Source organism: Campylobacter sp. BCW_6877 (assembly GCF_001762445.1).
GTDB lineage: Bacteria > Campylobacterota > Campylobacteria > Campylobacterales > Campylobacteraceae > Campylobacter_D > Campylobacter_D jejuni.
The window spans coordinates 23,723-47,923 of the sequence record NZ_MJWW01000028.1; the positions used below are offsets into that span (position 1 = coordinate 23,723).

The 24,201-nt window shown below is 30.3% G+C and carries 32 protein-coding genes, 1 tRNA gene and 1 pseudogene; 18 read left to right on the forward strand and 16 right to left on the reverse strand.

Translation table 11 applies throughout. The annotated features are described in order from the left end of the window. Positions 1-12 precede the first annotated feature (12 nt). The 4 genes from AJ936_RS10530 to AJ936_RS10545 form a co-directional block, all read right to left on the reverse strand. Positions 13-300: a hypothetical protein gene (locus AJ936_RS10530; RefSeq protein ID WP_250606971.1), complete on the reverse strand. Its 288-nt coding sequence runs from the start codon at positions 298-300 to the stop codon at positions 13-15. 125 nt (positions 301-425) lie between these two features. After that, positions 426-662 (reverse strand): hypothetical protein, encoded by a 237-nt coding sequence (locus AJ936_RS10535; RefSeq protein ID WP_250537509.1) that lies wholly within the window; start codon positions 660-662, stop codon positions 426-428. Positions 663-672: 10 nt separating this feature from the next. Then, positions 673-1,005, reverse strand: a complete 333-nt coding sequence (locus AJ936_RS10540) for a hypothetical protein (RefSeq protein WP_002881887.1) — start codon at positions 1,003-1,005, stop codon at positions 673-675. 149 nt (positions 1,006-1,154) lie between these two features. After that, positions 1,155-1,670 carry a hypothetical protein gene (locus AJ936_RS10545; RefSeq protein ID WP_002881888.1) on the reverse strand — a complete coding sequence of 172 codons (516 nt, stop codon included), beginning with the start codon at positions 1,668-1,670 and terminating at the stop codon, positions 1,155-1,157. A 42-nt stretch (positions 1,671-1,712) separates the two neighbouring features. Here AJ936_RS10545 and AJ936_RS01900 point away from each other — a divergent pair, with 42 nt between their 5' ends. Together AJ936_RS01900 and AJ936_RS10275 are read left to right on the forward strand one after the other, a co-directional pair. Further along, the gene (locus AJ936_RS01900) at positions 1,713-2,078 is read left to right on the forward strand and encodes a hypothetical protein (protein ID WP_002881889.1); all 366 of its coding nucleotides are present in this window, start codon (positions 1,713-1,715) and stop codon (positions 2,076-2,078) included. A gap of 136 nt (positions 2,079-2,214) precedes the next feature. Further along, positions 2,215-2,364 carry a hypothetical protein gene (locus tag AJ936_RS10275; protein WP_002873586.1) on the forward strand — a complete coding sequence of 50 codons (150 nt, stop codon included), beginning with the start codon at positions 2,215-2,217 and terminating at the stop codon, positions 2,362-2,364. Here the strand turns inward: AJ936_RS10275 and AJ936_RS01905 are convergent. Next, a complete protein-coding gene (locus tag AJ936_RS01905) occupies positions 2,361-2,549 on the reverse strand; it encodes a hypothetical protein (RefSeq protein ID WP_002881890.1) in 189 nt (62 codons plus the stop codon). The genes AJ936_RS10275 and AJ936_RS01905 overlap by 4 nt on opposite strands. Next, positions 2,546-2,779 (reverse strand): hypothetical protein, encoded by a 234-nt coding sequence (locus AJ936_RS01910; protein WP_032599974.1) that lies wholly within the window; start codon positions 2,777-2,779, stop codon positions 2,546-2,548. Before AJ936_RS01910 ends, AJ936_RS01905 begins: the two co-directional genes overlap by 4 nt. A 110-nt stretch (positions 2,780-2,889) precedes the next feature. Here AJ936_RS01910 and AJ936_RS01915 point away from each other — a divergent pair, with 110 nt between their 5' ends. The 4 genes from AJ936_RS01915 to AJ936_RS01925 all read left to right on the forward strand — a co-directional run bounded on the left by AJ936_RS01915 (position 2,890) and on the right by AJ936_RS01925 (position 4,742). Further along, a complete protein-coding gene (locus AJ936_RS01915) occupies positions 2,890-3,561 on the forward strand; it encodes a LexA family transcriptional regulator (protein ID WP_002881985.1) in 672 nt (223 codons plus the stop codon). A 136-nt stretch (positions 3,562-3,697) separates the two neighbouring features. Next, on the forward strand, positions 3,698-3,874 hold the full coding sequence (locus AJ936_RS10280; protein ID WP_180365760.1) for a hypothetical protein: 177 nt from the start codon (positions 3,698-3,700) through the stop codon (positions 3,872-3,874). Between the two features lie 41 nt (positions 3,875-3,915). Continuing rightward, positions 3,916-4,443 (forward strand): type II toxin-antitoxin system antitoxin SocA domain-containing protein, encoded by a 528-nt coding sequence (locus tag AJ936_RS01920; RefSeq protein ID WP_170876579.1) that lies wholly within the window; start codon positions 3,916-3,918, stop codon positions 4,441-4,443. Beyond that, positions 4,425-4,742 carry a hypothetical protein gene (locus AJ936_RS01925; RefSeq protein WP_002881987.1) on the forward strand — a complete coding sequence of 106 codons (318 nt, stop codon included), beginning with the start codon at positions 4,425-4,427 and terminating at the stop codon, positions 4,740-4,742. Before AJ936_RS01920 ends, AJ936_RS01925 begins: the two co-directional genes overlap by 19 nt. A 190-nt stretch (positions 4,743-4,932) precedes the next feature. Here AJ936_RS01925 and AJ936_RS01930 read toward each other — a convergent pair whose 3' ends face one another. Further along, positions 4,933-5,667: a hypothetical protein gene (locus AJ936_RS01930; protein WP_002881990.1), complete on the reverse strand. Its 735-nt coding sequence runs from the start codon at positions 5,665-5,667 to the stop codon at positions 4,933-4,935. A 141-nt stretch (positions 5,668-5,808) separates the two neighbouring features. On the opposite strand from AJ936_RS01930, the gene AJ936_RS01935 reads away from it, so the two are divergent. Beyond that, positions 5,809-6,000, forward strand: coding sequence for a hypothetical protein (locus tag AJ936_RS01935; RefSeq protein ID WP_002783990.1), 192 nt, complete (start codon positions 5,809-5,811; stop codon positions 5,998-6,000). Here AJ936_RS01935 and AJ936_RS10285 read toward each other — a convergent pair. Beyond that, entirely contained in the window at positions 5,990-6,130 is a 141-nt protein-coding gene (locus AJ936_RS10285) for a hypothetical protein (protein ID WP_002881938.1), read from the reverse strand. The two genes, AJ936_RS01935 and AJ936_RS10285, sit on opposite strands and share 11 nt — an antisense overlap. Positions 6,131-6,181: 51 nt before the next feature. On the opposite strand from AJ936_RS10285, the gene AJ936_RS01940 reads away from it, so the two are divergent. From AJ936_RS01940 to AJ936_RS01975, 11 genes and pseudogenes are all read left to right on the forward strand, one after another. Beyond that, a complete protein-coding gene (locus AJ936_RS01940) occupies positions 6,182-6,454 on the forward strand; it encodes a hypothetical protein (RefSeq protein ID WP_002881937.1) in 273 nt (90 codons plus the stop codon). A 411-nt stretch (positions 6,455-6,865) separates the two neighbouring features. Continuing rightward, positions 6,866-7,036, forward strand: coding sequence for a hypothetical protein (locus tag AJ936_RS10290; RefSeq protein WP_002881936.1), 171 nt, complete (start codon positions 6,866-6,868; stop codon positions 7,034-7,036). A gap of 229 nt (positions 7,037-7,265) precedes the next feature. Next, positions 7,266-7,535 carry a hypothetical protein gene (locus tag AJ936_RS01945; protein WP_070248392.1) on the forward strand — a complete coding sequence of 90 codons (270 nt, stop codon included), beginning with the start codon at positions 7,266-7,268 and terminating at the stop codon, positions 7,533-7,535. Then, complete coding sequence (locus AJ936_RS01950; RefSeq protein WP_002881934.1) at positions 7,526-7,780, forward strand: hypothetical protein; 255 nt, start codon at positions 7,526-7,528, stop codon at positions 7,778-7,780. The genes AJ936_RS01945 and AJ936_RS01950 overlap by 10 nt, the downstream gene beginning before the upstream one ends. Beyond that, a complete protein-coding gene (locus AJ936_RS10295) occupies positions 7,777-7,929 on the forward strand; it encodes a hypothetical protein (protein WP_002881929.1) in 153 nt (50 codons plus the stop codon). Before AJ936_RS01950 ends, AJ936_RS10295 begins: the two co-directional genes overlap by 4 nt. A 1-nt stretch (position 7,930) precedes the next feature. After that, positions 7,931-8,698 carry an RloG protein gene (locus AJ936_RS01955; protein ID WP_070273997.1) on the forward strand — a complete coding sequence of 256 codons (768 nt, stop codon included), beginning with the start codon at positions 7,931-7,933 and terminating at the stop codon, positions 8,696-8,698. A gap of 14 nt (positions 8,699-8,712) precedes the next feature. Further along, complete coding sequence (locus tag AJ936_RS01960) at positions 8,713-8,955, forward strand: helix-turn-helix transcriptional regulator (protein WP_070240596.1); 243 nt, start codon at positions 8,713-8,715, stop codon at positions 8,953-8,955. A 203-nt stretch (positions 8,956-9,158) separates the two neighbouring features. Then, positions 9,159-9,317 (forward strand): hypothetical protein, encoded by a 159-nt coding sequence (locus AJ936_RS10300; protein ID WP_180365761.1) that lies wholly within the window; start codon positions 9,159-9,161, stop codon positions 9,315-9,317. 143 nt (positions 9,318-9,460) lie between these two features. After that, positions 9,461-10,135 carry an antirepressor gene (locus tag AJ936_RS01965; protein WP_070248390.1) on the forward strand — a complete coding sequence of 225 codons (675 nt, stop codon included), beginning with the start codon at positions 9,461-9,463 and terminating at the stop codon, positions 10,133-10,135. Position 10,136: 1 nt separating this feature from the next. Then, a pseudogene (locus tag AJ936_RS01970) lies at positions 10,137-10,680 on the forward strand (pentapeptide repeat-containing protein). After that, entirely contained in the window at positions 10,673-10,891 is a 219-nt protein-coding gene (locus AJ936_RS01975; RefSeq protein ID WP_070273998.1) for an AlpA family transcriptional regulator, read from the forward strand. The pseudogene AJ936_RS01970 and the gene AJ936_RS01975 overlap by 8 nt, the downstream one beginning before the upstream one ends. Here AJ936_RS01975 and AJ936_RS01980 read toward each other — a convergent pair. From AJ936_RS01980 to rpoB, 8 genes are all read right to left on the reverse strand, one after another. Further along, positions 10,839-11,642, reverse strand: coding sequence for a site-specific integrase (locus tag AJ936_RS01980; protein WP_250606967.1), 804 nt, complete (start codon positions 11,640-11,642; stop codon positions 10,839-10,841). The genes AJ936_RS01975 and AJ936_RS01980 overlap by 53 nt on opposite strands. A 15-nt stretch (positions 11,643-11,657) precedes the next feature. After that, the gene (locus AJ936_RS10550; protein ID WP_250578763.1) at positions 11,658-12,041 is read right to left on the reverse strand and encodes an Arm DNA-binding domain-containing protein; all 384 of its coding nucleotides are present in this window, start codon (positions 12,039-12,041) and stop codon (positions 11,658-11,660) included. Positions 12,042-12,222: 181 nt separating this feature from the next. Beyond that, positions 12,223-12,299, reverse strand: a tRNA-Arg gene (locus tag AJ936_RS01985). A 28-nt stretch (positions 12,300-12,327) separates the two neighbouring features. Continuing rightward, complete coding sequence (gene fusA, locus AJ936_RS01990; protein WP_070273999.1) at positions 12,328-14,403, reverse strand: elongation factor G; 2,076 nt, start codon at positions 14,401-14,403, stop codon at positions 12,328-12,330. A gap of 12 nt (positions 14,404-14,415) precedes the next feature. Beyond that, positions 14,416-14,886 carry a 30S ribosomal protein S7 gene (rpsG, locus tag AJ936_RS01995; protein ID WP_002779471.1) on the reverse strand — a complete coding sequence of 157 codons (471 nt, stop codon included), beginning with the start codon at positions 14,884-14,886 and terminating at the stop codon, positions 14,416-14,418. A 69-nt stretch (positions 14,887-14,955) separates the two neighbouring features. Continuing rightward, positions 14,956-15,342, reverse strand: coding sequence for a 30S ribosomal protein S12 (rpsL, locus tag AJ936_RS02000; protein WP_002782934.1), 387 nt, complete (start codon positions 15,340-15,342; stop codon positions 14,956-14,958). A 121-nt stretch (positions 15,343-15,463) separates the two neighbouring features. After that, complete coding sequence (rpoC, locus tag AJ936_RS02005) at positions 15,464-20,017, reverse strand: DNA-directed RNA polymerase subunit beta' (protein ID WP_002891814.1); 4,554 nt, start codon at positions 20,015-20,017, stop codon at positions 15,464-15,466. Then, positions 20,010-24,146, reverse strand: a complete 4,137-nt coding sequence (rpoB, locus tag AJ936_RS02010) for a DNA-directed RNA polymerase subunit beta (protein ID WP_072223748.1) — start codon at positions 24,144-24,146, stop codon at positions 20,010-20,012. The genes rpoC and rpoB overlap by 8 nt, the downstream gene beginning before the upstream one ends. Positions 24,147-24,201: the final 55 nt, after the last annotated feature.

The window sequence follows — 24,201 nt, forward strand, 5'->3', positions numbered from 1 at the left end:
ACTTTCTTAAATTTAGCTTATATTTTTAAAAGCCATTTTGACTTTTACTTTCTTTTGAAATTCTTCTTGATTCTCCTTAAAAAATTTTTTCTGCACCTTCTTAAAGTTATTATATTCTTCTTCATGGCTTAAAGATGTATATCCTTTTATCTTATAAGAAGTATTTATATATATATCTTTTCCTATGCGCTCTTGATTTTTAAATATAAAATCTATTAAAGTGTGTTTAAATTCGTTATTTTTTAGCATTTCTCCATCTTCGTAGGTTAATTCTCCAAAATTATTTAGACAAACCAACATATTAATTGATTTTGCTAATCGTTTAAAAAGGTTGCCCTGTCCATCATAACAAACATATGAGTATTTAAAATCACTTTCAAGCAATCTAAAAAATGGACTATTTTTATATTTATTTTTTAACCATTCTAAAAAAATTCTTTGTCTTCAAAACGCTTTTTAAACTCGATTTCAGCTCTTTTGCAAACTCTTCTTAATTTCTCATAGGTTGTCCCTACGATATTCTCTCTTTCTAAAGTTTCGAAATAAAAATCTAAGAAAGCATGAATATCTTTTGCATCTTGCAAATATCTACCTACTATATCAGTTGCTTGAGCCTTATTAATTTCCAATAAGTCCATTAAAATTTGTATTTTTTCTTGCATTTTCTACTCCTTAAAAGCATCCTAAGAGCTTGTTTTTGTTCTCATCTTTCATTCCGTAATACTCCATCAAGCTATCAACCACACTAGGATTGGCTTCTTTTTTTCTGTTAAAACGCTGATTTTTTCTTGCTTCATTTTCTTTAGCGTATTTAAGCCATGTATAAAGACTTCCTGCCACACTTGACATTCTTTTTCCATTTCTTTTCCATTCCCTAGCATCCCAATAGCCTATAAAATCATTAGCCAACTCTTCACCAAAGTTTGTGCCATTTTTCTCATTAAAAGCTATTATTTGTCTCATGAGTTCATTTGCATTTGGGACTTTAAACTCTTTTTTTGCCATTTTCTCTAACTCCTTTTTGCTAAAATCAATAAAGCTCGTCACAAAAGAGGCGTTTTGATTAAAAACGCGTTCTTTCTTTTCTTGATTATTTTTTAAATTTTCTAAATTCTCTTTTTTTATAAATTTATTATTATTAATATTTATATTATTTATAAATTTATTATCGCGTGCGTGCGTGTTTCTATATAATGCAAATTCTCTTTTTTTTCGTTTTCAGTAGTTAATTTTCTGTCGATTGATGAAGTGTTATTTTTAAGAGTTTTGCTTAGCTTTTCATCACTGCTTTTAAGCAAAGATAAAGATTTGTTAAAATGTTTTTTAACTTGATAATTTTCATCTTTTAAAATCCACTCATAAAAATTTAAAGAGCCATTTCTAACCTTTTTAATTTCCAAAAGTCTTAGTTCAATTAATTCTTTTTTAGCAATTCTTAGTCTATTTAAACTAATTCTTTGATTATTTTTAACTTTTATAAACTCTCTTAGATAGATCTCACTTACAATCGTTTTTTCACTAAGCTTTGCTAATTGAATATACAATGCTAAAGCATCAACACTAAGACCACCATAAGCTATAGTGTTTGATAATTTTAAATAGCCTTTTCTCTCTCTTAGGCTTTTACGCCCCAAAGCTACATCAAAACTTGCTATAAAACTTGGTATCACTAACGCTCCTTTATGTTATAATTTAAATTAAAAAGGCTTTTTATGTTTAATTCTTTCTTATCCGAAATGCTAAAAACCGCCACTTTAGAAAATTTGTTATATTTTTTAATAGGTGTTTTATTTGGTTTAAGTATCCGTCCTTTGTTTTTATATTTAACTAAAAAACAAAAACTAAAAAGAGTTTGTATTAAAGATATGAAGCTAGAAAACGATTTGACAAAAAGACTATATCCTAACTTAGGATATAAATTAGTTACAAAAAAAACTCCTTTTGAAATGGTTTTTAAAAAAGATAAATTTAAATACATTATTTGTCCTCACTACCGTGATAAAAAATGCGTTTTAGATAATAATAAATGCAAGATATTAAAATCCCAGCCGAAATACCAGCCACTAGAAACAGTCTAAAATGCAACATCATCAAAGTAAAAATAAATAATCCTATAATCTCAATCAATCTTTCAAGCATTTCATTCCTTAATCCGTTTTAAAAAGTCCTTTGCTATAATTTTTTTGCACCAAATCAAGAAAAGGACTTACCAAAATGGATGACAAAGATTTAAACTTGTTAAAAAACATCCCTTATCTTATGGAAAAAATCAAAGAGTTAGAAAACAGGATAAAACAGCTAGAACAAGCTGCACAACCTAAACCATACTCTACCCAAACTCCAAATTACTTAGGAGAAATCTAAGTCTTAATAAGGCTTAGAATATCCTTTTTGTCTAGTTCTTTATAGTATTTTTCAAGTTTTATAAAATGAGCAATCTTATCCACAATAAGCTCATTAATACTATTAAATCCGCCATCATTTGCCACACTTTGCAAAAGTTCAAAATACTCATCAGGCATCTTAACTTTTAATTCAATCACTTTCATTCTCTATCCTTTCTTTTTCTCCCACGCTTAGGTATGTTTATAATTTCATTCATTGTTTTACTCAAAATTTCAGAATCTCCCCATGCTTCTAATGGAATATTAAATTCATCTTTTAGTTTTAATGCGGTTTTTATATCAACCTTCCTATTGCCGTTAAGTTTTGCATACCAAGAGCTATTGGCTCCTCCAAATTTCAAAGTTATTTTTTTAATTAAATCTATTCTTTTCATAAATATAATTCTACAAAATGGATAATTAAAATTTTCTTAAAATAATCCGATTTGTAGAATTATAAATTATACAATATGTATAATTATTTTGGAATATAAGGTTATAAAATATGAATGGAGAGAATTTAAAGAAACTCTTAAAAAAGCATAATTTAACACAAAATGAGCTAGCAGAGAAATTAACCGCATATGGGTATAGAAATGGACATGGAATTAAAACCGCTGCAATTTCAAAATATGCATTAGGACAAAGAAAAATGACTGCAGAATTTATCGAAGCGGTTATGAAAGTTCTTGGAGAAACTGATGCAAATGTTTTAATATCAGATGAGCCAATTGAAGTACAAAGAATTAGAATTACTGGCTCTGTAAGTTGCGGCTTGCCAATTAATGATGTTTATGAGTGTCAAGATGAATTTACTTATATACCATTATCGCAAAATAAATCAAATTTAAAAGCAGCTAGAGCGAATGGCGATAGCATGTTTCCTATAATTGAAGATGGGGACATTATTATATATGATACAGACAGTTCAAAACCAAGACATGGAGATCTTGTTGTTTATACCTATAATAATAAAATTGCTTGCAAGATTTTTGTAGAAAAGAAAGATGTTGGAGTTATTGAATTTAAACCAGTTAACCAAAGTGATAGTTTTAAAACGACTACTTTTAGGATTGATATCGATGATATCGATGATTTGAAAATCTATAAAGTTGTAAAAATTCAAAAGACACCAAACAACCCAAAATCTAATTTAAAATTGGTAAATGAAAATTGAAATCTTTAAAAATTTTATAGAAGTGGTGGGATGAATTTTAAGCAATGGTTTTATTTTTATTTAAAGTTTTTATTTAACAAAGTGCAGTATAATATAAAATATTTTAGGTTTGTTTAATTATAGAGAAAGAAAACTTATGACAAAAATACAATCATTTTGGAATGGTTTTTACGGTAAGCAAATTAAGATGAAATTATCAAATTATGGAAAATTTCTAATAAACTTAAAGATGCACAAGCCACAGAAAGAAAAGTTATTTCAGAAAAAAGATAAAAAGAATTTAGTTGTTTTAGCAAATAAATTAGTATCATAAAGATTATATTAATTTCCAAAAAAGGATATATAATGAGGAAAATGGATGCAGCATCGGAAAAAAGATTAATTGAAGCCGTATCTTATCTTAAAAAGATAAGTAAAGACGCATTAATGGCAAGGCTTTATCAAAAAATATTATTTTTATTAGAGTTGAAATATTATCAACAACATTCAAGACCGTTTATCGGTATAAATTTTAAAAGTTATAAATTTGGACCTTTTAGTCTTGATGTAGCAAAAGCTTTAGATGACCCTAAACCAAATTCAGAATGCTCAAACGAAGTTAAAGAAAAAATAGATGAAATATTAAAAGAATATAATCTTAATAGATTTGACCAAAAAACAATGGGAAAATCATTTAAAAAAATGATTGATTATATTCACTCTTTAGTGTTTTATAATCTAACTCCATTCGATTGTGATTTTAACTTTGATAATTATTCTTTTGAAGATTTATTTGAGAGAATTAACTCAAAGCTAGATGGTAAAAAATTAGAAGATGAGAAGTATAAATTTGCTTTAATTAACCAAAAAGCTAAGGAATACGAATGCCTATTCCAAATTTAGCTATTAATATAATAAGATTTTTAGTATCAACCTATAAATTAAAAAACGAAACATATGCTTATAGTGAATTTGGGAAATATATTAGAGTAACATTTTCAAAATTAAATGAAAAAAGTGATGTAAAAGAAATTTTAGATTTAATACGCAATTTCGATGAAAAGAAATTAGTGGAATTTTATGATTTATTAGTTTGCGCAACAAAAAATTTTAAAGATTTCTTAGTAGAATTTAAAGCCAAATTATTTTGTTTTATATGTGAAGAAATGAGAATTGAAATAAAATCCCTTATAAATAAATGAAAAACTCATAATCTTATCATTATTAGCTATTTTAGCTTTTGCTGATTATAATCAATACAAACCAAGTGAAGTTACTTGCAAGTTGGCAAGAGTATAAAAAGTTATAAAGCTGATTGTGGTAAATTTTAGTCTTTATTTTACTTATACCCTCAATACCCCATAAACCTTTTATATCCATCGCAAATAGTTTTTAATCTTCTTCTCGTTCTTTATAGAAATAATTATAAAATTTGTAGCTATCTTTATTAAACCAAAGAGTTTCTTCATTCTCTATTATCGATTTCATCTTATCGCTAAATCCCATTTCGTTTTTTATTTGTTTTTCAATTCCAGAAAAATAAAAATCAATTGTTTTATGTGATGGTTCAAACTTAAAAGAATTTTTCAATTTATCTAATTCATTTTGTAACGTTGGCTGTGATTCTAAAATTTTAAGTTGAAATTTTACATATTCAGCATATTTTTTTAATTTAAAATAATCTTCTATAATTGCTTTTTCTTTCGCTCCATCCATAAAATCAAGTAGCTCATCTTCGATATATTTAATTCTCTCTTTTAATTTTTCTATATATTCTTCACAATTGTCTATGCTATTAGATAAATATCTTAAATCTCTATCTAAAATTTTTCTGTCAACTCCTTTTGCATAAACATATAGAAAAAATATAAAATAAACAAAAAACCAAACTTCATTTTTTAAAAAACTCATAGATATAAAAACGCAAATAAAATACATTACTACACAGAATAGGAGCCATTTAAATTGAAATAAATTAGGAACTTTTAGATAAACATCTTTAATATTTTTTAAATTTTCAATTTTTATTTCACTGATTTTTTTAAAAAGTTCATATTTACTCATTCTATCATCTAGATAATCATCAAATGCTTCTTCTAGTTTATCTTCATATGTTTGATTTTTCAAAAAATATACCCTTTATTTTAATTCATATAACAAATTATACCACAAATATTTTTTAAAAATTATCCAAATTGTATAAATTTTAAGTTTGTTTTAATTATCCATTTTGTAGAATTATTTCAACAAAACAAAAAGGATAAAAAAATGCTAGAGGTTAAATTAGATTTAAGACCTGATATTAAAAAAATGCTAGAAATAGCCTTTGAAAGAAATTATTCAAAAAGTTACGCTTCTTTGGAAGAGTTTTTAGCTAATGTTCTTCATAATGCAGTTAAAAACTTAATCACCAAAGAAGCGTTTGAAAACAAAGGATTTGTTATTTCTCTCAAAGATTAGGAGTTTCGTTTAAAACTTGAAAATCTTTGTCATCTAGTCTTTTTTCAAGGGTTGCGACTTTACTTTCTAGCTCGCTAACTCTTAAAAGAAGATTATTAAGTTGAGCTTTTAAGCTTTGTATTTCGTCCATTACATCACCTTCCTAGAGTGAAAGTGATTATAACTAAAAAAAGGATAAAAAATGAGTTTTACAGATTTTTATTTTGATAGAGAAGAAAAAAGAATTTCTAGCCAAACAAAAGAATTAATTACAAATGAGTTTGAAAGCAAAGAGAATTTAGAAAATATATTTGCAAACTTGCAAGATTTTAAAAACTCTTTGGAAATAAGCTTAGAAGATGATGAAGAAATAGCAATATCCTTACAGGCTTATGGAGATGAATTTATAAGAAATGCTTATGAGCTTTTAGATAGAGTTAGAAAATTCGAAAAACACTGCAAAAAGCTTTTTTAAAAGTTTAACAAGTCCTTTAAAAAAGGGCTTTCTTAAGCTTTTGACCGCTTGAAAATTAAGCTTTACTATTGCGTTGATAGTTCTGTATAGCGGAAGGGTTAGCAAGTTATCCATAAACTTGGCTCGCTATTATTGTTTATAGTGCTATTTTTAAGGTTTTCTTGCACTTTAAAAACGACAGAAAATCAAGAGTTTAAGAAAAAGAAAGTATAATTATAAAGTTTAAGTTGCTAACTTGTCTCGGTGTTGAGAAAGGAGGCTAAAATGATTGAAAAATTAATAACTATTTTAATTCTAATTTTACAATTAGTTTTAGAGCTATTAAGACTTTACAATTAAATAGCCACACTTTTATAAAACACAGACAAATTTTAACCAAATCCGCTTAGCATAAACTTAAACGATTATACAATGCCGAGACTTGCGGATTTACTCGGCTTTATCAAAAATAAAAATAAATTTGATAAAATAACATTGTTTAAGTGGCTAATTTCTCTTGGTGGGGAAGGAGCTATTTTTAATGATAGAAAAGATTTTAAATATTATTTTCTTACTATTGAAAATAGTAAAAAAGTTGATTGAAATAATCAATCAACTAAACTAAAAAACCACTAAAATTATAGAATAGCCTTGCTTAGCCTATACTTAAACAATACTCACGCCAAGAGAGCAAGGCTCTTGGCTTTTCTTAAGCTCCTTTAATGCTTAAATGGGGCAACTTTACTACTTGAGAATTCGCCTTTTTGTTTTATTTCTACTATTTTAAAGAACTCAGTTGTCCCTTTTAAGCATTAATCTAAAAGGAGAAAAAATGAAAGCTTATCACACGAAAGAACAAGTCATCATAAAACTAAGTAAAGATGAATATAGAAAAGAAATAAAGCTAAACAAGTCTTTAAAAGATGAAAATAAATCTTTAAAAACTGAAATTTCTAATCTTGAAAATGAAAAAATAGAACTTTTAAAAGAGTTAAAAGACCAAATAGAAGCAAATATGAAAAATATAAAAGAAATTAGCTCTTTGCAAAATAAAATTTATGAGCTTCTTTATGCAAAAGAAAGGTCGAAACTATGTTCTTAAATAGTAAAAAAAATGAAAAAATAAGATATTTAGAAAAAGAAATTCAAAGGCTAAAAGGTGTAATAGCATTAAAAGATACTGCTATAAATGAAATTTCATTGAAACTCGAAGAAGAAATTAAAATCAATGTAAAACTTAGTAATTTTCGTATAAAAATACTTAATGCTTTAGGACTTATAGGCGTTTTTAAAAATGATGATAAGGCTATTAAAGAAGTAAAAAGATTAAAGGATAAAGAATTATGAAAAAACAAACAAAACCGCTAAGTATAAGAATTCCATTAGAATTAAAAGAAGAGTTGCAAAAAATAGCAGATAAAGAATACCGCCCTTTAGCAACTCAAATAGTTAAAATTTTAAGCGATTATGTTAAAATAACCAGTAAAAAGGAGTAATATGACAGAAGAGAAAGAAAACATTGTTAATTTTAAAATAAAAATTATCCATGAAGAAAACATAGAACTTGGGATAATGGCTAATTCTTTGTTAAGTTTTCAAAAATTAATGGATAGTTTTATATCAAAAGAACACGGTATAACACAAAGTAAAATTTTTTTAGAAAAGGTTGAAACTGGCAGTGATATATATTCTTTGGTTTTTGAAATAGCAGGAGAAGTTTTGCCTATTATTGCACCTATTCAAGCATTAAATGAATTTATAGAACTTATTATATCTTTTAAAAATATCAAATCAAAAAGTATAGAAGAAATAGAAGAAAATCCGCATTTTACTAAGTATAATGCCAATAATTTAAAAAATATATTTGCACCCGTTACTATAAATCAAAATACTTTTTTTATCAATCATAAAGGTGAAGAACTTTTGAGAATAAATAGTGATGAAGCTGAGCTTATTTATGAAAATGCTAATTACATTTGCGAAAAAAAGGAAATTGAATATCAAAAGATACATGAAAATGCTTTGATAACGATGTATAAAACTACAAATAAAATAGACAATAAAACAAAACATAAGGCAAAGTGCGATGCTTTAAGTCCTTATGCGGTTGATGTTAGTTTTAGTGATGAGAAAATAGCCGAAGAAGTTTTGAAAAATCCTTATGGATTTAATTTTTTAGTAGATTTAGAGTATTATAAAAACGATAAAAATAAAATCATTTTATATAGAATTTTTAACATAAAAGATAAAATATTTTTAGAATAAAAGAAAGGAGTAGCATGGCAGAAGAGAAAGAAAACATTGTTAAAAGAGTTTGTAAAGAGTTAAATATCACACAAAAGGAGTTAAGCGAGATTTTGGGGGTGCATCTTACTACTATTCAAAAATGGGTAGCTAATGATAATGATTTGCCTTTACAAGCTAAAAAATCTTTAAATTTGGTATTAGAAAATCATCGTTTAAAAACAAGACTTAAAATGCTTGATGAGTTTGTAAGATTATTTAAAGAGCTTCAAAAATAAGCATTTAAAGGTGTAAAGAAATTCTTTATACCTTTAAAATACAGAAAATTTATATATTTATTTTTAAAAAATATATATATTTTCTATAAAATATATTGACTTTTATATAATATTTATGTATAATTACTCTAAGAATACAGAATAATTCTGTAATGTTCTTTTAAAGTAAGAGTGTTTTAAGTTAGTTTTGTTAAAATTTGACTATGTTAGAGTTACTTAAGAACATAGGACTTGGCTTATTTGTCAATGGTAATTATACTTTACTTAGTGGCAACATCACACTAAATAACACTTATATAGTGTTTGGCAGTGTGGCACTTATGGCACTTAGTATTTATGCAGATAGAAAGGAGAAAAAATGAGCGGCGAATATATAATCAGTGGATTTTTAACAATTTGCCTTATTATTGCTTCTTATGAGGCTTACAAAGCTTATAAAAAGGTAAAAAAACAACACTAAACTTATAAAACACTCTTGCTTTTAAATTAAAAAGCAAGAGTAATTATGCAAACTTTAACCCCAAAAACAATTTTTTTAAATACAGAAGTTGCAATATCTTATGAAACTTCAAAACAAAACATAAATAGCACTAAAAACTATCACGCTGATGAGCTCATAGAAAATATACACTATTTCTATGATTATGAGCAAACCAAAGGCGGAAGACAAAGAGTAATCAAATGGACCTTAGAAGGTGTTTATATGCTAGGCTTTTTTATAAAAAGTCCTAAGGCTAAAGAATACCGCAAAAAAGTAGCTAAGCTTTTAAGAGAGCAAACACAGGCTAGATTTAAAACCCTAAGCGATGAAAATCTAAGGCTTAATTCTTTAAATCATCATCAAAAAATAGGTTATAAATCTCAATTAAAACAACAAAAGGAACATTATGAAAACAAAATCAAAGCCCTAAAATACGACTTAGAAAATAAAAAGGAGTTAAGCTTTAAAAGAAAGCTTAGCAAGGAAGAATTACTAGAGCTTAGAAAAATACTAGCTAAGGATTATAATATGCTTTGCTTTAAAGAATGGGAATTTGAATTTTTAGCTGAAAAAATAGCATTAGAAAGTACAAAAATAACAACTTGGGATGCTGTTGTTAAGAAGCTAAAACAAACTCTTGATTATTGGCAAAATTATGATGAATACGAAGAAAAATGGAAAAAAATATTAAGGAGATGAGATGGGAATTTTAAAAAGACTTGATGAAACTATCATTATCAAAGATGATAGAAAAAATGAAAAAGAATTAGTTGAGTATTGCATTTTAGAAGGTATTTCTTTAAATGATGCAAACTTAGAAAATCTAAATTTAAGTGGTTTGGATTTTGATAATGTATTTATAAATGGTGCTAGTTTTAAAAACGCTAATTTAAATGATATTTCAAGCAAGAATGCATCTTTTATCGATTGCGATTTTAGTGTGGCAAGTTTCCATTTTTGTAATTTTCTAAGAACAGAATTTGAAAATTGTATATTTGAAAATGTAGATCTTAGGGATTGTATAGGAGATATGAAAAATATCTTTAGTGTTGTCTTTGATACCTATGTTATAACTTTTACAAAAAACCATAATGAATTTAGGTTATGATACTAAAACAATAAAAGAATGGCGTAATTTAAGCGTTGATAATTTAGAAGATGAAGAATAAAAATGGCTTTGGAGTTATTACAAGGATACTATTTTTGAAATTATAGATAAAAGATTAGGAATTGAAAATGGTTAAAAAATATTTTAGAGAAAAAGAATTGAGCGAATATTTAGGAGTTAGTATAACATCATTATTTAGGTTAAGACAAGATGGTAAAATACCTTACATTCGCATAGGAAAATCCATAAGATATGAAATAAAAGAAATAGAAAATGGCTTAAAGCTAAAAGACATTAAAAGCAAAACTCACAAAGAGAATTTAAGTAATTTCCATACCATTGCATAAGTTTTACTCTTAAATCAATTGCCTTGGCTCTGTTGTAAGCCCTTTCTATTTCATTGCCGCTTATATGATGCAATATCATTTCTGCTATATCTTTACTAATACCTTGCTGAATTAACTCATTGCTTTTATTAGTATAAACACTTCTAAAAGTAGAACGATATCCATGTATAGTGTGCTCTAAATTATAAAATTTAAAAAATCTTACAGCAAAATTCTCGCTAATAGTTCCATTATTATTAGCGAAAATATACTTTTTATCTCCATTTAAAATTCTTTGTATATCTAGTATCTTTAAAGCATATTTATTTAAAGGGATAATATTATCACCATTAGTTCTTACTTTCATTTCATCTGCTTTTATAATCCAAAGATTGTTTTCAAAGTCAATATCACTCCATTTAGCAAATCGAATATTTTTACTTCTTTGTGCTGTTAAAAGCGTAAAATAAATTGCATTAATTACAGTTGTATTTGTCCGTGGATGATTTTTATATTCTTTCATACATTCTAACATATTTTTTATTTCTTGTTCTTCTACTATAGCTTTAAAATGTTTAACTTTATTGTGATTTGCTTCATTGTAAAATTTCTTTAAATCTTTCAATTGAAGTATTATATCTGTTTTTAAGTCACCTCTTTGTCTACTAATCTCAAATATCCTACATAGCAAAGATATATTTTTATTTATTGTTTCGTATATTCCTTTTTTCTGCATTAAATCATAAATAGGTAGAAAATCATCTTTTTTCAATTCATTTATATCTTTTTATCCCAAAGTTGGAATAATATATTTTTTAAAAATTGACTGTTCTTTTTTGATTGTAGCTGAATTTAATTTTTTAGATTTTATATCAACATAAAGAAAATTTGCTTTTTCAAGTATCATAATCTTATCATTTTTGCCGATAAATTTTCCATCATACATTGATTTTAAAAGATCTTTTGCTTTTTCTCTTGCATTTGTAACATTTAAAACACCTTTTTGGCATTCCCCTATTGTTATAAAATTTTTAAATTTTGAAGCTCTTAAATAAAAAACTTTTTTACCCGTTGGATTAACTCGGACATATAATTCTTTTGGTTCTCCTACGCTAATCATATACCTTTTATCTTTTATTTCTAAATTGTCTATATCTTTTTGAGTTAGCATTAAAAAAACTTTTTTTAGTATTTTTGTAGCCAGAATTAGCTTTTTTACTTTGGCTACATAAATGGCTACAGAATTATAAGAAAAAATAGAAAAAATTTCAATCATAATGAAAAATTTTAATGTAGAAAAGTTGTTAAAATAGTGTATTTTGTATCTTAATATTACTTAATGAATTACTACTTGGTGTCCACGGCGAGATTCGAACTCACGGCCTCAAAATTAGGAATTTTGCGCTCTATCCTGCTGAGCTACGAGGACAGAAAGCGGGAAAAATCCCGCTAAAAATTTAACCGTTTCTTTTTTTGATGATTTCATCCGCAACATTTTTAGGAACTTCATCATAGTGATCAAATTCCATAGAATAAGTCGCACGACCTTGAGTTTGACTTCTAAGATCAGTTGAATAACCAAACATTTCAGCCAAAGGACAAAATGCTGTGATGATTTTATTTCCACCACGCTCATCCATGCTATTTACTTGACCACGACGTTTGTTAAGATCGCCAATAACATCACCCATGTAATCTTCAGGAGTTTCTACTTCGACTTTCATCATAGGCTCTAAGATCACAGCGTCTGCTTTTCTAGCACCTTCTTTAAAGCCCATAGAAGCAGCAAGTTTAAACGCCATCTCAGATGAATCCACTTCGTGATAACTTCCATCATAAACAGTTACTTTAACATCTTCTACAGGATAACCTGCTAAAACACCATTTTGTAATGCTTCTTGAACACCTTTATCAACTGCAGGAATGTATTCTTTTGGAATCACCCCACCTTTGATATCATTAACAAATTCATATCCACTACCTGGCTCAAGTGGTTCAAGGCGTAAGAATACATGTCCATACTGACCACGACCACCTGATTGTTTAGCGTATTTGTATTCTTGTTCAACAGCTTTTCTAATAGTTTCACGATAAGCAACTTGTGGTTGACCTACTTCAGCTTCAACTTTAAATTCACGAAGCATTCTATCAACGATAATTTCAAGGTGTAACTCACCCATACCTGAAATAATAGTTTGACCACTTTCTTCATCTGTAGAAACTCTAAAACTTGGATCTTCTTGTGCTAATTTATTTAAAGCAATAGACATTTTTTCTTGATCAGCTTTAGTTTTTGGCTCAACTGCAACAGAAATAACTGGATCTGGAAAATCCATTCTTTCAAGGATTACCTTATCTTTTTCACTTGCAAGAGTATCCCCTGTTAAAGTATCTTTAAGTCCTACAACAGCACCAATTTCTCCTGCGTAAAGCACTTTAATCTCTTCTCTTTTGTTAGAGTGCATTTTTAACAAACGACCAATTCTTTCTTTTTTATCTTTAGTTGAGTTATAAGCATAAGAACCGCTTTCTAAACAACCGCGATAAACACGCACGAAAGTAAGTTGTCCTACAAATGGATCTGTCATGATTTTAAATGCAAGTCCTGCAAACTCGCCATCATCGGTTGATTTTACAGAAACTTCTGTGCCATCTTCATATTCACCCTTGATATTTGCCACTTCATCAGGAGCTGGTAAATAAGCCACAACAGCATCAAGTAAAGGCTGAACCCCTTTATTTTTAAACGCTGTACCGCAAAGCATAGGAACGATAGAAAGACTTAAACATCCTGCTTTAATCCCTGTTTTAATCTCTTCAAGGCTTAATTCTTCTCCGCCTAAATATTTTTCCATCAACTCATCTGAAGTTTCAGAAACTGCTTCTATCATTTTTGTACGATATTCTTCTGCCTTTTCTTTAAGTTCAGCTGGAATTTCTTTTTCTACATAATCAGTTGGCTTAGTATCATCTTCCCAAACTAAAGCTTTCATAGTTACAAGATCGATTACGCCTTTAAAATTATCCTCAGCACCAATTGGAATTTGAAGTGGAACTGGATTAGCTTTTAAACGGTTGCGAATTTGATCTTCTACATTGTAAAAATTTGCACCGATTCTATCCATTTTGTTTACAAATACTATTCTTGGAACACCGTATTTATTTGCTTGTCTCCAAACTGTTTCACTTTGAGGTTGCACCCCACCCACTGAACAAAATACCGCAACAGCACCATCAAGAACACGCATAGATCTTTCAACTTCAATTGTAAAATCAACGTGGCCTGGAGTGTCAATAAGGTTGATTTGATGGTCTTTCCAAAAACAAGTTGTAGCCGCAGAAGTGATAGTAATCCCACGCTCTTTCTCTTGTTCCATCCAGTCCATAGTTGCAGCACCATCATGAACTTCACCGATTTTATGACTCATGCCTGTAAAGAAAAGAATTCTTTCAGATGTAGTCGTTTTACCCGCATCGATGTGAGCAGCAATACCGATATTTCTAACTTTTTTTAAAGGAGTACTTCTTGACATACACACTCCTTCTTACCAACGATAGTGAGCAAATGCTTTATTTGCTTCAGCCATTTTATAAGTATCTTCTTTCTTCTTAAATGAAGCACCTTTGCTATTAGCAGCATCTAAAAGCTCAGCTGCAAGTTTATCAATCATAGTTCTTTCACTTCTTTTTCTTGCAAAAGAAATAATCCAACGAATCGCCAAAGCTTGTTGTCTAGCAGGGCGAACTTCTACTGGAACTTGATAGGTTGCACCACCTACACGACGAGATTTCACTTCTAATAAAGGCTTGATATTTTCAATCGCATCATTAAAAATATCAATACCTTTTTTCTCGCCACCTTTTTTATCAATAGCTTCTAAAGCACCATACATAATTGTTGTAGCTGTGCTTTTTTTACCATCATACATTAAAGAATTAATAAATTTTGTGATTACTTTATTACCATAAATCGGATCAGGCAAGACTTCTCTTACCGGAGCTTTTCTTCTTCTCATTATTTTTCCTTCAAATTTTAAATTTTACTCAAACAAAATCAAATCTAACGGATTTGTCTGTATGAATGATTATTTTGCAGCGCCTGCTTTAGGGCGTTTAGCACCATATTTAGAACGAGAAACTGTTCTTTTTGCAACACCTGCTGTATCAAGAGCACCACGAACGATGTGATATTTAACCCCTGGTAAGTCTTTTACCCTACCGCCACGCACTAAAACAATGCTGTGTTCTTGCAAGTTATGACCTTCACCGCCGATATAACTGATCACTTCAAAGCCACTAGTAAGTCTTACTTTGGCAACTTTTCTTAACGCTGAGTTTGGCTTTTTAGGTGTTGTAGTATAAACCCTAGTGCAAACTCCCCTTCTTTGTGGACAATTTTTAAGCGCTGGAGATTTAGATTTTTCTAAAACTTTTTTGCGCTCTTTTCTAACCAATTGATTTATGGTAGGCACAATAATTCCTTTCTTTAAAAATGTAATAAACTTTGGATGATATCTAATTTTTGCTTATAATTTAGTTAAAAAATATTTAAATGAGGAAATATAGCCCTAAAAAAGGGCTATTGATAAAAAGTTATTCTTGTTCTTTAAGTTTTAAATTTTGTTCACCATAAAGCCCTGTTCCAACAGGTATCATTCTACCTAGAATAACATTTTCTTTTAAATCTTCTAAGTAGTCAAATTTACCCGCTATACTTGCTTCGGTTAGAACTTTAGTAGTTTCTTGGAATGAAGCTGCAGAAATCACACTATCACTTCCAATCGCTGCTCTTGTTACACCTAAAAGCACAGGCTCAGCAATAGCAGGTTCTCCACCCATTCTAATGATTCTTTCGTTTTCTTCACGGAATTTACGTCTTGAAACCAAATCACCCTCGATAAATTTCGTATGTCCACTATCTACAACTTTTACTTGTCTTAGCATTTGAGAAACGATAACTTCTATATGTTTATCAGAAATCACAACACCTTGTCCGCGATAAACTTGTTGAATTTCAGAAATCAAATAATAATGCAAGGCTTTTTCACCTAAAATTTTAAGCACATCATGACTTGAAACAACTCCATCTGTAAGTTTTTCACCTGCATGGATAAACTCGCCATCTCTTACTTGAATGTGTTTTGATTTATCTATTAAATACTCAGCACTTGTACCATCTTCTGCTTGGATAATAATTCTTTCTTTAGAACGCAAAGGTTTATCAAAACGAACAACACCATCAATTTCTGCAATCACAGCCGCATTTTTTGGTTTTCTTGCTTCAAAAAGTTCAGAAACTCTTGGAAGACCTCCTGTAATATCTTTTGATTTAGCTGCAGCTTTTGGAGTTTTTGCTAAAATATCTGCTTGAGCGATTTTATCACCATCATGAACAAAAATAACGGTTTTTGGTTCAAGCTGATAACGCACAGCCTTATCACCTTTTCCTGCAATTACCAAAGTTGGTCTAACTCCGCTTGGCAAATACTCATTAATCACTAAAGAACGCTTACCTGTAGCTTCATCAATTTGCTCATCAGCACTATAACCTGCTTCAATATCCTCAAAGCTTATAACACCATCAATTTCTGCAATGATAGTATTATTATAAGCATCCCATTCTGCAATCACTTTTCTTTCTTTTTTAGGAGCACTTGCAATGATGGTATTTGCATCATCGATTTTTTCACTATCATTAAATTCTATCTTAGATTCTCTTGGGATATAGTGTCTTTTTGCTTCTCTATCATTTTCATCAGCAATCACCACAAAGAATCCTTTTTCTTTAACAATATCGCCTTTTTTAACATTTTTTACTCTATCTAAACCATCGCCTTTAAGGATATAAAATTTAAGCGTTCCCTTTTCTCCTGCTTTGATATTTTGTACCACGGGCTCGCCATCTTCTACTAAAATTTCACTCGCAAAAGGAATACGATTAGGAACGTTCCAACCCTCTTTAATCACTTCCACGATACTTTCATTTTCTTCTACTTGCATACCACTTTGATATGGCAAATAAAGTTTTCCATCTATACTACCACTTACGCCTGCTAATTCATTTGGTTTAGCAAGATCGTATTTTCTTAGTATGTATTTTACTTCTTGTTTTTTATCTTTAATAGAAACAATCACATCTTCATGAATATTTTCTATATTAATCACACCTTTAAATGGAGTTTTGATTTTTGGCTCCACAAGTAAAATCGCCGCATTTCTACGATTTGCTACGATATTTTTACCTTCTTTATTTTTATAAGTTTTAAGATTATAAAATCTTATAAAACCTTCTTTTTGTGCGCTTACTTGTCTATCTTGTAAATCCGTACTTGCAGTCCCCCCGCTGTGGAAAGTTCTTAGAGTTAGCTGCGTCCCTGGCTCGCCGATAGATTGAGCGGAAATAATTCCTACTGCTTCACCTGGTTTTACTAATTTACCTTCGCCAAGATTGATACCATAACATTTTGCACAAATTCCTTTTTTAGCTTTGCAAGTAATAGGAGTGCGGATATTGACACTTTTTATACCGCTTTCTCCAAGAATTTTTGCTTTTTCCTCATCCATTAAAGTACCTTCTGCAAAAAGCACAGAATTTGTAATAGGATCGATCACATCTTCAGCTAAAACCCTGCCTAAAATTCTTTCTTCTAAAGTTTCTATAATAGAACTATCTGCGGTAATTTCATTGATTTCAACACCTTCATGCGTTCCACAATCTTCAATAGTAATTTTTACATTTTGTGCAACATCGATAAGTTTTCTTGTCAAATAACCCGCATTTGCTGTTTTAAGAGCGGTATCTGCAAGACCTTTTCTAGCACCGTGAGTTGAAATAAAGTATTCAAGAACATTTAGCCCTTCACGGAAATTCGAAATAATAGGAGTTTCGATAATAGAACCATCAGGTTTAGTCATAAGTCCTCTCATCGCAGCAAGCTGAGAAATTTGAGCCGCACTACCCCTAGCACCAGAATCTGCCATCATATAAATAGAGTTAAAACCTTCTTTATCTTTTTCTACAAGCTTCATCATCTCTTTTGAAAGGACATTATTTGTACTTTTCCAAATATCAATGATTTTATTGTATCTTTCCCCTGAAGTAATCAAACCAAGATTATAAGAATTTTGAATTTCTCTTACTTGTTTTTTTGCTTCATCGATAGCTTTTTGCTTGTCATTAGGAACGATAATATCTGCAATCGAAATTGAAATACCTGCTTTAGTTGCATACTCAAAACCTAAATTTTTAAGTCTATCCAAGAAACTTGCTGTAATCTCTAAACCACCTTGTTTATAAACATAATCCACAAGCGCGGCAATGTCTTTTTTCTTTAAGACTTTATTCCAACTATTTTCAGGCACAAAATCAGGTAAAATGGATTTAATAATCAATCTTCCTGCTGTAGTGGTAATCTTTCTACCATCTACCATAGTTTGTATACTCGCATGAATATCCAAACACTTGCTTTCAAGCGCCATCATCACTTCATCAATACCTGTACAAATTTTATGCGAACCTTTAGCACCAGCTTTTTCTAGTGAAAGATAATAAATCCCTAAAACCATATCTTGAGATGGAACGGTTACAGACTTACCGCTTGCCGGCAAAAGAATATTCATTGATGAAAGCATAAGCACTTTGCATTCTGCAATGGCCTCTTGAGAAAGCGGTACATGCACTGCCATTTGATCCCCGTCAAAGTCCGCGTTAAATGCTGCACAAACCAAAGGATGAAGTTGTATAGCCTTACCTTCCACTAAAACAGGATGAAAAGCTTGGATAGAAAGTTTATGCAAAGTAGGCGCACGGTTTAACATAACAGGATGCCCTTTTACCACCTCTTCTAAACATTCCCAAACTTCATTAGTTTTGTTTTCTATCATTTTTTTAGCTTGTTTTACTGTGGTTGCATAACCTTTTTCTTCAAGCTTAGCTAAAAGATGTGGCTTAAAAAGCTCTAAAGCCATTTTTTTAGGTAAACCGCATTGATCCATTCTAAGTTTTGGACCTACAACAATAACGCTACGACCTGAAAAATCAACCCTCTTACCTAGTAGGTTTTGTCTAAAACGTCCTTGTTTGCCTTTAATAATTTCACTTAAAGATTTTAATGGGCGTTTATTTGCTCCTTTTACAGCATTAGCACGACGACCGTTGTCAAAAAGTGCATCAACAGCCTCTTGGAGCATTCTTTTTTCATTTCTTATAATGATTTCAGGTGCATCAAGTTCCATAAGTTTTTTAAGACGTGTATTTCTATTAATAACACGACGATATAAGTCATTCACATCAGAAACTGCAAATTTCCCACCATCTAAAGCCACTAAAGGACGCAAATCTGGCGGTAAAACTGGAAGATTTGTAATCATCATCCATTCAGGACGATTTGGTACGGCTTCATCGCTATCGGTATTGGCGTTTAAATTTGAATTTAAGAAATTTTCTACAACTTTTAAGCGTTTAATGATGGTTTTTTTCTTAGCCTCTGAATTTGTAGCCGCCATTTCTTCTTTAAGCTGATTTAAAAGCGCTACAAGATCTAAATTTGCAAGTAAATCACGAACAACTTCTCCACCCATTCTTGCTTTAAAGCCACTATTTTCATAGCGTTGCATTAAATTTTGATATTGCTCCTCGTTTAAAACATCGCAATATTCCACTTTTTTAGTACTTTCATTATCATAGAAAGCATCTCCTGGGTTTTCAACGATATAAGCTTCATAATAAAGCACGCGCTCAAGATCTTTCATCTTAACACCCAAAAGCGTCCCTATACGGCTTGGAAGAGAATTAACATACCAAATATGAGCCACAGGAGTTACAAGCTCAATATGCCCCATTCTAGAACGACGCACTTTTGAATTTGCTACTTCAACACCACATTTTTCACACTTAACGCCTTTAAAACGCATTTTTTTGTATTTACCACAAAGACACTCATAATCTCTTATAGGTCCAAAAATCTTTGCACAAAAAAGCCCATCTCTTTCAGGCTTTAAGGTTCTATAATTGATAGTTTCTGGTTTTTTTACTTCTCCATAAGACCATGATTTGATTTTTTCAGGACTTGCAAGTCTTAGTTGAAACGCTTCAAAATCTCTAGGTCTTGCATCTTCTTTGATTTCTATTACTTTAAATTTACTCATTATCTTCATCCTTATCAAAAATCTCAACATCTAAAGCAAGAGATTTAAGCTCATTGGTTAATACAAAAAATGTTTCAGGAATTCCTGTTGCTGGAACATTTTCACCTTTTGTCAATGCTTTATAAGCACTAAATCTACCTTCTACATCATCTGATTTTATGGTTAACATTTCTCTTAAAGTATGAGCCGCTCCATAAGCTTCAAGTGCCCAAACTTCCATTTCTCCAAATCTTTGTCCCCCAAAGAGTGCTTTACCACCCACAGGTTGTTGGGTAACTAAGCTGTAAGGTCCTGTACTTCTTGCGTGAACTTTCTCATCAACTAAGTGGTGGAGTTTTAGCATATACATACATCCTACATGAACACGCTCTGCGATTTTCTCACCCGTGCGTCCATCATAAAGTTCTGTTTTGCCGTCCATATCTATCTTGGCCATTTCAAAAAGCTTGCTAAATTCTTCTATATTTACACCTTCAAAAACAGGAGTAGCAAATTTAACTCCTTTACTCCAGTCTCTAGCATAGTTTAAAAGCTCTTCATTGCTTAAGCTTTTAATAAATTCTTTTTCGCTTGCAAGTCTTGGAATAGAACAAATTTCAAGCATTTTTGCTCTTAATTCTTTAAGAAAATCTTTTTGCTTTCTGTCAAAAATTTCTTGAATCTGATCTCCGAGTCTAAGTCCAATTAAACCCAAATGGCTTTCTAAAATTTGGCCTATATTCATACGACTTGGAACGCCAAGTGGATTAAGCGCAATATCCACGCTTTTGCCATTTGGTAAATAAGGCATATCCACTTCAGGAACTATAGTTGAAACTATACCTTTGTTTCCGTGGCGTCCTGCCATTTTATCACCGACTTTAAGCTTTCTCTTTGTAGCAATATAAACTTTAACAAGCTTAATTACCCCACTTGGTAAAATATCATCTTTTTCTAAAATTTCAAGCTTTTCATCGTGTTCTGCTTTTAATTTTTTCTTCTCATTTTGGAAATGATTTTTTAAATCATCGTATTCTTTTTGAATCTCTTTAGAATAAGCTTTAATCAAAGTTGTTAAAGTAAAACGATTGATTTTTTCAAGTTCGCTAATATCTGCAGTTTGTCCTTTTTTATAATTTTTATCTCCAATTTTTTGATCACTATTTAAAGGGGCTTTGGAAAGAAGAGCACAAACACGAAGCATTTCTTCTCTATCCATCATCAAAAGTCTATCATGATGTTCTTTTTCTAAAGCCATTTTTTCTTTATCATAAGATTTTATTGCGCGATCATCTTTTTCATAGCCTTTTTTAGTGAAAATTTTAACATCCACAACAACACCCTCTAAAGAAGCGGTTGCATAAAGTGATTTATTCACAACATGTCCTGCTTTTTCCCCAAAAATAGCTCTTAAAAGTCTTTCTTCAGGAGTTGGTTTAACCTCACCTTTTGGAGAAACCTTACCCACCAAAATCATACCTGGTTTGATATGGGTACCAATTTTTGCAATACCGCTCTCATCAAGATGTGCAACATCTTCTTCTTTTACATTTGGGATATCTTTGGTAATTTCTTCTATGCCGTCTTTTAGTTCTCTTGCTTCAATTTCTTTTTCATAAATGTGCACGCTTGTAAAGGTATCTTCACGAATAATTCTCTCACTTACAACTATAGCATCCTCATAGTTATAACCATTCCAAGGCATAAAAGCGATTAAAGCATTTTTACCTATAGCAAGTTCGCCTTGATCCATAGAAGGACCATCTGCGATAATTTGTCCTGCTTTTACTATATCACCTTTTTTAACAATAGGATGTTGAATATAATTTGTATTTTGATTGGTTCTTAAATTTTTCTCCATAGTATAATGGTCAATAAATGGACCTTTATCATCTTCACCTAAAATGAAAATACTTTTATTATCCACTTTCTCAACCACACCGCCACGCTTTGCTTTAACAGCTTCCCAAGCATCACGCGCAATAATTTGTTCCATACCTGTTCCTACTATCGGAGCTGAAGCAGTAAGAAGTGGCACAGCTTGACGTTGCATGTTTGAACCCATTAGTGCTCTGTTTGCATCATCGTGCTCTAAAAACGGAATCAAAGAAGCCGCAACCCCAACAACCATACCTGAGCAAAGATCGATTAATTGCACTTCTTCGCGTCTTGCAAGTATAGTTTCACCATCTTGTCTAGCCTCAACAAATTCTTCTACTATATTGCCTTTAGCATCAACCTTAGTTGAAGCTGGTGCGATAAATAAGCCTTCTTCTTGTGTTGCTGTAAGATAAACAACTTCATTAGTCACTTTACCATTTACAACTTTTCTATATGGTGCTTCAACAAAGCCAAGTTCATTTACTTTTGCATAAGTAGAAAGAGTGTTAATCAAACCAATATTTTGACCTTCAGGTGTTTCAACTGGACAAATTCTACCATAATGTGTCGCGTGAACATCACGCACTTCAAAACCTGCTCTTTCTTTTACAAGCCCACCTTCACCAAGCGCTGACAAACGACGCTTATGAGTAACCTCACTTAAAGGGTTGGTTTGATCCATAAATTGCGAAAGCTGACCTCCTGTAAAAAATTCAATGATAGTTGTAGTAATCATTTTAGGATTGATTAAATCATAAGGCATTACTTTATCAAGATCCGCATTTAAAGAAGTAAATTTATCTCTGATCGCCTTTTGCATTTTTGCAAGACCTAAATGAAGCTCATTGGCTAAAAGTTCACCTATAGAACGGATACGACGATTTCCTAAATGATCTCTATCATCAATATGTCCTTTACCATTTTTTACTTTAATTAAATATTTTGCAGTTTTAATAATATCTTCATTAGTCAAAACAGTAACATACTCAGGCACTTCAAGACCTAACTTATGGTTCATTTTCATACGACCCACCTTGGTAAGATCGTATCTTTCAGGATTGAAAAATAAATCATTTACAAAAGCCTTCGCTGCATCTTTTACCACAGGTTCACCTGGGCGCATAACTTTGTAAATTCTAATCGCAGCTAAATCATTTTCATCATCAATATTTTCACTTTGTTTAAGAAGTTTTAGAGTTTCTCCATCTTGAGCAAAGGAGTTAATAATCGCTGCATCAACGCCATTAGCCAAATCATTTGCTATATCAAAACTTTTTTGCTCTTTAATCTTAGCAAGCTTACTCTCATCTAACAAAGTTAAAGAATCAAATAAAACCTCTCCACTTTCTTTATCAATAATAGGATTTGCTAAATAACGATTAAGTAAAATTTCTACAGGATATTCTATCCATTTTAAACCGTCTTTAATAAGCTGTTCTGCTTTTTTCTTTGTAAGTCTTTTTCCAGCTTGATGAACGATTTTTCCTTTTTCATCTTTAATATCATATTCTATTCTATCCATAAAATCATTTGGATTAAATTCTGTTAAAAATTTATCTTTTTTCACATGTATAGTCTGAATAGGATAAAACAACTTAATAATATCTTGTTTTTTATACCCTAAAGCTCTAAAAAGCATAGTTACAGGAACTTTTCTACGCTTGTTGATTCTTACATACAAAACATCTTTGGCATCGTATTCAAAATAAAGCCACGAACCACGATCAGGAATAATTTGTGCTGTATAAACAAGCTTATTTGCAACCGTTGAGCTTTCTTCTTCTTTAAAAATAACACCAGGGCTTCTATGTAATTGATTTACAACCACCCTCTCAACCCCATTAATGATAAAAGATACACGATCTGTCATTAAAGGAATTTCGCGGATATAAATTTCTTGTTCTTTAATATCTTTTACGCCAACTTTTTCCCCTGTTTTTTCATCTTTTTCATGCAGAGTAAGACGGATTTTCATTTTTAAATTTACAGAATAAGTCAAACCTCTTTCCATGCATTCGCGAATGGTATATTTTGGCTTGCCTATTTCACTACTAACATATTCAAGACTCAATCTATTTTGCGGATCATGAATAGGAAAAATTGATTTAAAAACTTTTTCTATACCACTTTCACCATTATCAAGATTTAAAAAATAATCAAAACTCTTTTTTTGTAATTGTAGAAGATTTGGGATTTCTATTTGTTTTGAAATGTTTGAGAAGTCTACTCTTAAACGATTTCCTAATTTATTATCTAACATATCGCACATACCTCATGGTAAATTTTGTAAATTTAAAAAAGAAGACCTAAAAATTAGGTAAAAA